Here is a 7085-nt window from a genome sequence, read left to right on the forward strand (position 1 = left end):
CATGCGTGCACTACGTAAAGGACAAGCATCGTCATTTTATTATGGTCAGCCTCAGGGTGAAGTGTGTCTAATCAACAGGGTTTTCGGTCTCTAAGCACTTTTTAAAGGGAACATCATCGACTCAAATCTCTATTTGCAACAGTGCCGTAAATTTGAGAATGAATCTGTACGTACAGACTCATTCCCTATCTATAAAGATATTAGAAATAGCTACATAGAGTTTATTTCTAGTTTATTCAAATTAGTCGTTCAAATTAGGCGTTACTACGGATGAACAATAATTTTTACAGCAGACTCATTATTATGAATCAATGTTTCAAAGCCTTTAGAAACAAGATCATCTAATGCAATCCGTTGGGTAATAAAAGGTTCTAGATTAATCTTACCTTGCTCAACCAAACGGATAGTTTCCTGATGATCATTTACATAAGCAATCGTGCCACGAATATCTAGCTCTTTCATCACCACACTATGCACATTAATTGTGGCAGGATGGCTCCAAATAGAAACGATAACGACTACACCAGTTGGTTTCATTGCTGCAACGAGTGTATCCATGACTTTATTGACACTACTACATTCAAAAGCGACATCTACACCGCGGTCTTCTGTAATTTTCATTACCTCAGCAACTACATCAACCTTAGATGGGTCTAGTACATAATCGGCAACACCCGCTTCTATCGCTTTTTCTTTACGTTTTGCACTCAGTTCAGTAATGATGACCGTGAGACCTTTAGCCTTTAAAATAGCAGATAAAAGTAAGCCTATTGGGCCTGCTCCACCAACCAGTGCGATATCGCCAGCTTTTGCGCCACTTCTGACATAGGCATGATGACCGACAGATAAAGGTTCTATCAATGCTGCTTGGTCTAAAGGAATATCATTTGAAATAGGATGTACCCAACGCCGCTGAACTGCAATTTTTTCAGAAAGACCACCACCGCGTCCGCCTAAACCAATAAAGTTCATATTTTTTGATAAATGATACTTATCATTGGGGCCAGTCGGCACATCGTCAGCAATGATGTAGGGTTCAACTACGACATGTTGCCCAATTTGGATATCATCTACACCCTCTCCAACTGCATAAACCACGCCTGAAAATTCATGTCCCATTGTTACAGGTGCAGATTCTCCCGAAATTGGGTGTGGGTGACCACAAGGTGGAATAAAAATAGGACCTTCCATGAATTCATGTAAATCTGTACCGCAAATACCACACCACGCAACTTGAATTCCAACTGTGCCTGGAAGTACTTTCGGTTCAGGGATATCTTCAATTCGAATATCCCCTCGGTCATAAAAACGAGCTGCTTTCATTTTATATTCCTTATATTGATGTTAACGGTAAACCAGTGCGTACACGGCCTCAACTTTCAATAAAGTATAAAAGGTGTTTGCGTAGGCAATAACCTTACTTTTGATAGGCCAAAAGAAAGCAAAAGCCTTTGTTACCCATACATAACATCCCTATTATGATGGATAACGTGTGGCATCCCTGCCACACTCGTGTATCCAAACGTTGCTTAAATTAAACTATGTAATAGTGGCGACATAAAGGTGCTCTTATCGCTATATATTAAAAACTTAGTGGAACACTGTTTCTAAAGCTTTTAAACCCACTTTGGGATCAAGTAGACCGTTGTAAATTTCAGGGATTTCACGTTCCACCCCAAAAAATTCATAAATGGCAAGCATCGCCCCACGAACTGAATATTCCACAGTAAAGACCACGTCATCTTCAATTTCCACAAACTGTCCAAGGAAAGCAAAGTTTTGTGAGCCTTGTGGAATTACCTGTGGACGATCCCCCGGTTTACGGCAGGCGAATAGGGCAGAGGCGTATGGCATCATGGCGGTAGTAACATCAGTCGTTGCCAAAACATGATCTAAAATGTCGTCAAAACCGAGCTGTTTAATCAGTTCTGTTAGGATTTCTTGCCCCGTGGCTTCGGACATTGGTTTTTTGATGTAATCGCCTATATGGTCAATTTGGAAACCGTAGCCCCATAAGGTATATAAACCTTCAGGTAAGTCGGCAAAGTGTGGCTGTGCAGGAACCACGATGGATAAATGCCAACCCGACTCATACCAAGTCATGAGTGCGCCTGTGCCTGGTTCATTGCCTGTATAGTCAATAATACGTTTAAGTAGCACGTCATCTTTCATGGTCAGAGTGAAAGACTCCCACTTATGTTCATCGACATTGCCATAAAAAGTCATTGGACGGCCAAAGTCTGGGGCTTTTTGTGCCAGCGTTTCCCAAAGCGTCCAGCCATGATCTTCTCGATGACGAATAAGGGCAGGCACGTCATGATTACCGCCATAACGTGAGTCTGCTGTAATAGAGCCTAAAGTGAAAATAGCTAAATCATTGGCTTTCAGATTAATTTGCTCTGAGCCTTCAGGCAATTGTACATATAGGCGTGAAGCGTAGCGTTCTTGAGTTTCAGCATTGGTAATGAAGTCTGCATCTGTGACATAGTGTCCAAAACGCACATCGACGCCTTGTGCGACTAACCAACGCTGTAGGGGCAGAATCATCGAGTCATATTGGTTGTACTTGGTACGTTTCACACCCGCTAAGGTATGAATGCGTGGCAATTCTTGAATAAAACGCAAGAAATAGCGTCTTAACTCTGCTGCACTGTGCCATTTTTGAAAAGCGAAAGTCGTGCGCCACATGCGCCAGAAATTGGTTTCAAAAAAGGTTTCATCAAAAAACTCATCAATGCGGCGACTGCCAATTTTTTCTTCTTTTGAAGCTAATAGGCGCAGCATCTGTGCACGATGTAGCGTATTCAGACCAAGCTTTGCTGCATCCGCAATGACATGTTCGGCATCAATCAACCGTGCATTGGCGTGGGTTTTCACTTTTTCATTAAACTCACGACATTCTTCACGCACCGAAATGTCTGGATTTTCCAAAGATGGAATACTGGAAAATAAGTCCCATAGGCACAAATAAGTTTCATCGGTCAGCATTCGCCCACCACGTGTTACCCAAGCTTGCGCGGCATGCGGTGTATGTCCACCATCCATCGAACCACCTGAAATATCGAGTTCTTCTAAAATATGGATATTTTTGGCAGGGACTTTGGCATCACGGATTGCAAATGCAGCAGCAGCCATACCTGCGATACCACCACCAATAATCCAAAGATGGGACTGTTGTGCGTCTAATGGGGTGCGCTTCTTCTTTTGCATGGTTCACCTTTAATAATGATGTTAAAAACTATGAAGTATAAAATGTGATTTAGAAAAACCTTAAAAATAGTATGACTTTTTATATATGAAAAATGTATGAAATGGGAAGCAATTTACTCATTATATTTTGTAATCAAAAAAATGTAAGTAATGGTTATTTTTAATACACATTTGTATTTTTTTAAAATAAAATATGATTTAAGTAATTGATTTTATTATTTTATAGAGTAATCACTCTATTTTGATCATATTTGTTTGTGTCTGAAGAATGTGTTTGAAACTAGGCTTTCTATTGATCATTAAAAGATATAATTGAATAATAGATCTCTTTCATAAATCAAAAAACGAGCACCTTTTTGATTGATATTTGTACTCTAATTTTCTTAGCATTCGTGCATAATCTGCGGATGAAATACATTGATTCAAAGAAGCTTTCTGAAACACAGTTTAAGCGATATACAGGCATCTCATGGTCAACCTTTTATTTAAATGGTTGAGCAATTGCAGAAGCATGTTCCAGCTAAAGGCAGACCACCCAAGTGGCACTGTTGCAAATAACCACGAATGGTAAGTTGAAGACTGTTTTAGCTAAAGGTGCAGCATATGAATCCTTTCCATGGTCGGCATTTTCAGGGCGAAATCATTCTTTGGGCTGTGCGCTGGTATTGTAAATATGGCATTAGCTATCGTGAACTGCAGGAAATGCTGGCCGAACGGGGTGTGAATGTTGATCACACGACTATTTACCGTTGGGTTCAACGTTATGCTCCTGAAATAGAAAAACGTTTACGCTGGTATTGGCGTAATCCTACAGATCTGAGCTCGTGGCATATTGATGAAACCTATGTAAAAGTGAATGGACGATGGTCTTATCTGTATCGTGCAGTCGATCAACGTGGCGATACCATTGATTTTTATCTTTCTTCTAGACGTAATACCAAATCAGCATATTGTTTTCTTGGAAAAATTTTAAATAATGTGAAGAAGTGGCAAATTCCACAAGTGATCAACACGGATAAAGCACCCACATATGTACGTGCTTTATCACGGTTAAAACGGGAAGGTAAATGTCCACCAGACCTTGAGCACAGGCAGATTAAGTATAAAAATAACGTGATTGAATGTGATCATGGCAAGTTAAAGCGGATCATCAGGGCCACATTAGGATTCAAATCTATGAAGACGGCTTATGCCACAATTAAAGGTATTGAAGTCATGCGTGCACTACGTAAAGGACAAGCATCGTCATTTTATTATGGTCAGCCTCAGGGTGAAGTGTGTCTAATCAACAGGGTTTTCGGTCTCTAAGTACTTTTTAAAGGGAACATCATCGACTCAAATCTCTATTTGCAACAGTGCCTAATTAAATCCCTTACAATTCAAATTTTTCAGCAACGACTTATCTTTGTTAAAATAGTATTAATTTATTTTTTTTAGGACAAACCTTAACAAAATTACAAATTTGTAATTTGGTTGTCATTTAGGTGTATATATCTAGGAATTAGTATATGAAGAAATTATTTTTTGGTCCAAGATATGATTAGATTCAATAATATATATATGAAGATTGTTTTAGTTATTTTTACTATAGTTTTTTCAACCAGTAGTTTTGCTGATGGGGGACTTCGTTTCTTAGAGAAAAATTTAGAAATAATTAACAATGAAAAAAGCAAAGGGTGTGAAGAGAATTAATTCAAAATTATAATGAAGCACATATAACTAGGAAAACTAAAAATTAGTTATTTTTAGTATGGTGTAACTAAGATTAATTAATTTTTTTAAATCGAATGATAAATATATTTATTGTTTTTAATTTATTCTTTACCATTTTCAAATTTTTAAATAATCCGAAAAGACTATTTTAAACTTTAGGGTTACATATGCTCCTATACATAGGCAGGAATAAATATGCAACTTAGTATATTTGCAACAATAGTACTGGAAAGATTCATGTAATAATGCTTAAAACTCTCTAATTAGTTAGGGAGGCATTGGAATTGGAGAAAGAAGTAAAGTGCCCACTAGCAAATGTGGTTATTGGAGGAATTATCTCATCAACCCTTCTTATGTTGGTTTTATTACCAATATTGTCCCGGTGGATAAATGAAAAGAAAGCTTCTTGACCAATTATAGTAAGCAATTTTTAGCAGAAATATTGAGGCTTACTCAAGTCTCTCAGCTAATCGTAAATAGAATAAGGAAACTATTGTATGTCAGAAGATCATTCTCAGAGCCACGCGGCTGTTACTGAAGAGAATAGTAAGAAGCTAATATTTACTGTAGGTTTGACCACTACGTTTTAATCGTAGAAATTATAACCGTTTTTATTACTCAAAGTTTAACTTTTGTGATTATCTAAAAACACATAGCGGTCGAATGGCCATATTAACTGACTTAAAATCAGTCGCATACTTTAATGTAGCGGTTCTGATAGCACAAAAGTTCGCAGCATGAAAACGGAACCGGCATAATTGATTTATAGTGAACCCATACACTAAGCATAATGATTTAGAGGACGATAATCCCAATGAAAAAATTCCTTTTAGGAGCTGTTGCCGCATCTGTTTTGGCCTTTTCAGGCAATGCTATGGCCAATTTTGTGGCAGGTCAGGACTATCAGGTGGTCGCAAAACCAGTCAAAGTCGAAAAACCGGGCAAAATTGAGGTACGTGAATTCTTCTGGTATGGCTGTGGTCACTGTTTCACGTTGGAACCGCATATGCAGGACTGGTTGAAAAAATTACCCAAAGATATCCGTTTTGTACGTACACCTGCTGCAATGAACCCGCTTTGGGAACAGGCTGCACGTGCTTATTATGTTTCAGAAGCCCTGGGTGTGCGTCAAAAAGCACATTTACAGTTATTCCATGATATTCATGACAAGCAGCGTCCAATTTTAGAACAGGCACAATTGGCCAAGTTCTATACCCGTTATGGTATTTCTGAAGAGAAATTTAACACGACTTATAAATCATTCCCGATTTCGTCAAAAATTGCTCAGGCAAAAAATTTGACTGCTCAATATCAGTTAAGCGGTGTACCAGCGGTGACCGTGAATGGTAAATATATTGTGCAGGGCAATGATGCCAAAGTAATTCAGGTGGTAAATTACCTGATTGAAAAAGAGCGTAAAGCCAAATAAGACGCGATTGATTATCTCTAAAAAAAACCTGCATCGAATCTGCAGGTTTTTTTATTTAAACTGGAGGAATGGTTATTTACGTCCTGACTGCCGGATCTGGTGTTTCTATCGGCGGGCGATACCAGTGTAAAATTCCTCGGAATAAGAGCTGCATCTGCAACACGCTTTGCGCTTTAAAGTCATGGGATTGAATATGAATCGTGGATGGCTTTGTTGCACAAACCTATCTGTAAAGGCTTTTTCAGCGATATAATTTTCAAATGAAGAAGCCTACACACAAAATCTACCGCACAACCAATTGGCCCGCATATAACCGAGCACTCATGAGTCGCGGAAATATTGCCATTTGGTTTGATCCTGCTACGCAATGGTATGCGCCATCAAAAGGCAAACAAGGGCGAAATCAAACCTACTCCGACGCAGCCATCCAATGCTGCTTAATGATTAAATCCTTATTCCGTCTGTCTTTACGTATGGTCACTGGCTTTGTGCAAAGTCTGATTAAACTTTGCGGATTAAATTGGATAGCGCCAGACTACACTACAATTTGTAGACGACAACAGCATATTGATATTGCAATCAGCTACCAAAAAAGTAGCGATGGGCTGCATCTACTCGTAGACTCTACAGGCATGAAGTTTCTAGGTGAGGGCGAATGGAAACGCAAGAAACATGGAGCTGAATATCGTCGCCAATGGCGTAAACTACATATTGGTATAGATGCCAAAACCCT

General features: G+C 38.9%; 5 protein-coding genes and 3 pseudogenes. 5 read left to right on the forward strand and 3 right to left on the reverse strand.

Annotated features, from left to right (window positions below):
* Positions 1-94 (forward strand): annotated as a pseudogene (locus tag F890_RS18480) (IS6 family transposase); the annotation flags it as partial.
* A gap of 170 nt (positions 95-264) precedes the next feature.
* On the opposite strand, the gene F890_RS02710 reads toward F890_RS18480, so the two are convergent.
* Both F890_RS02710 and F890_RS02715 read right to left on the reverse strand, forming a co-directional pair.
* Positions 265-1323 carry a 2,3-butanediol dehydrogenase gene (locus F890_RS02710; RefSeq protein ID WP_004281883.1) on the reverse strand — a complete coding sequence of 353 codons (1059 nt, stop codon included), beginning with the start codon at positions 1321-1323 and terminating at the stop codon, positions 265-267.
* A 267-nt stretch (positions 1324-1590) separates the two neighbouring features.
* Entirely contained in the window at positions 1591-3210 is a 1620-nt protein-coding gene (locus F890_RS02715; protein WP_004726755.1) for an oleate hydratase, read from the reverse strand.
* A gap of 603 nt (positions 3211-3813) precedes the next feature.
* Between F890_RS02715 and F890_RS02720 the strand changes: the two genes are divergently transcribed.
* The 3 genes and pseudogenes from F890_RS02720 to F890_RS02725 all read left to right on the forward strand — a co-directional run bounded on the left by F890_RS02720 (position 3814) and on the right by F890_RS02725 (position 6352).
* A complete protein-coding gene (locus F890_RS02720) occupies positions 3814-4518 on the forward strand; it encodes an IS6-like element IS1006 family transposase (protein WP_005028599.1) in 705 nt (234 codons plus the stop codon).
* A gap of 902 nt (positions 4519-5420) precedes the next feature.
* Positions 5421-5560 (forward strand): annotated as a pseudogene (locus F890_RS19310) (cation transporter); the annotation flags it as partial.
* Between the two features lie 177 nt (positions 5561-5737).
* Positions 5738-6352, forward strand: a complete 615-nt coding sequence (locus tag F890_RS02725) for a thiol:disulfide interchange protein DsbA/DsbL (protein WP_004281881.1) — start codon at positions 5738-5740, stop codon at positions 6350-6352.
* Between the two features lie 76 nt (positions 6353-6428).
* Here the strand turns inward: F890_RS02725 and F890_RS19315 are convergent.
* A pseudogene (locus tag F890_RS19315) lies at positions 6429-6542 on the reverse strand (TetR family transcriptional regulator); the annotation flags it as partial.
* Between the two features lie 70 nt (positions 6543-6612).
* On the opposite strand from F890_RS19315, the gene F890_RS02730 reads away from it, so the two are divergent.
* Positions 6613-7085, forward strand: a 473-nt coding sequence (locus F890_RS02730; RefSeq protein ID WP_034618892.1) for an IS5 family transposase, incomplete at its 3' end; no start/stop codon positions are given.

Origin of the sequence: Acinetobacter sp. CIP 64.7, from assembly GCF_000369745.1 — a bacterium.
Lineage (GTDB): Bacteria > Pseudomonadota > Gammaproteobacteria > Pseudomonadales > Moraxellaceae > Acinetobacter > Acinetobacter fasciculus.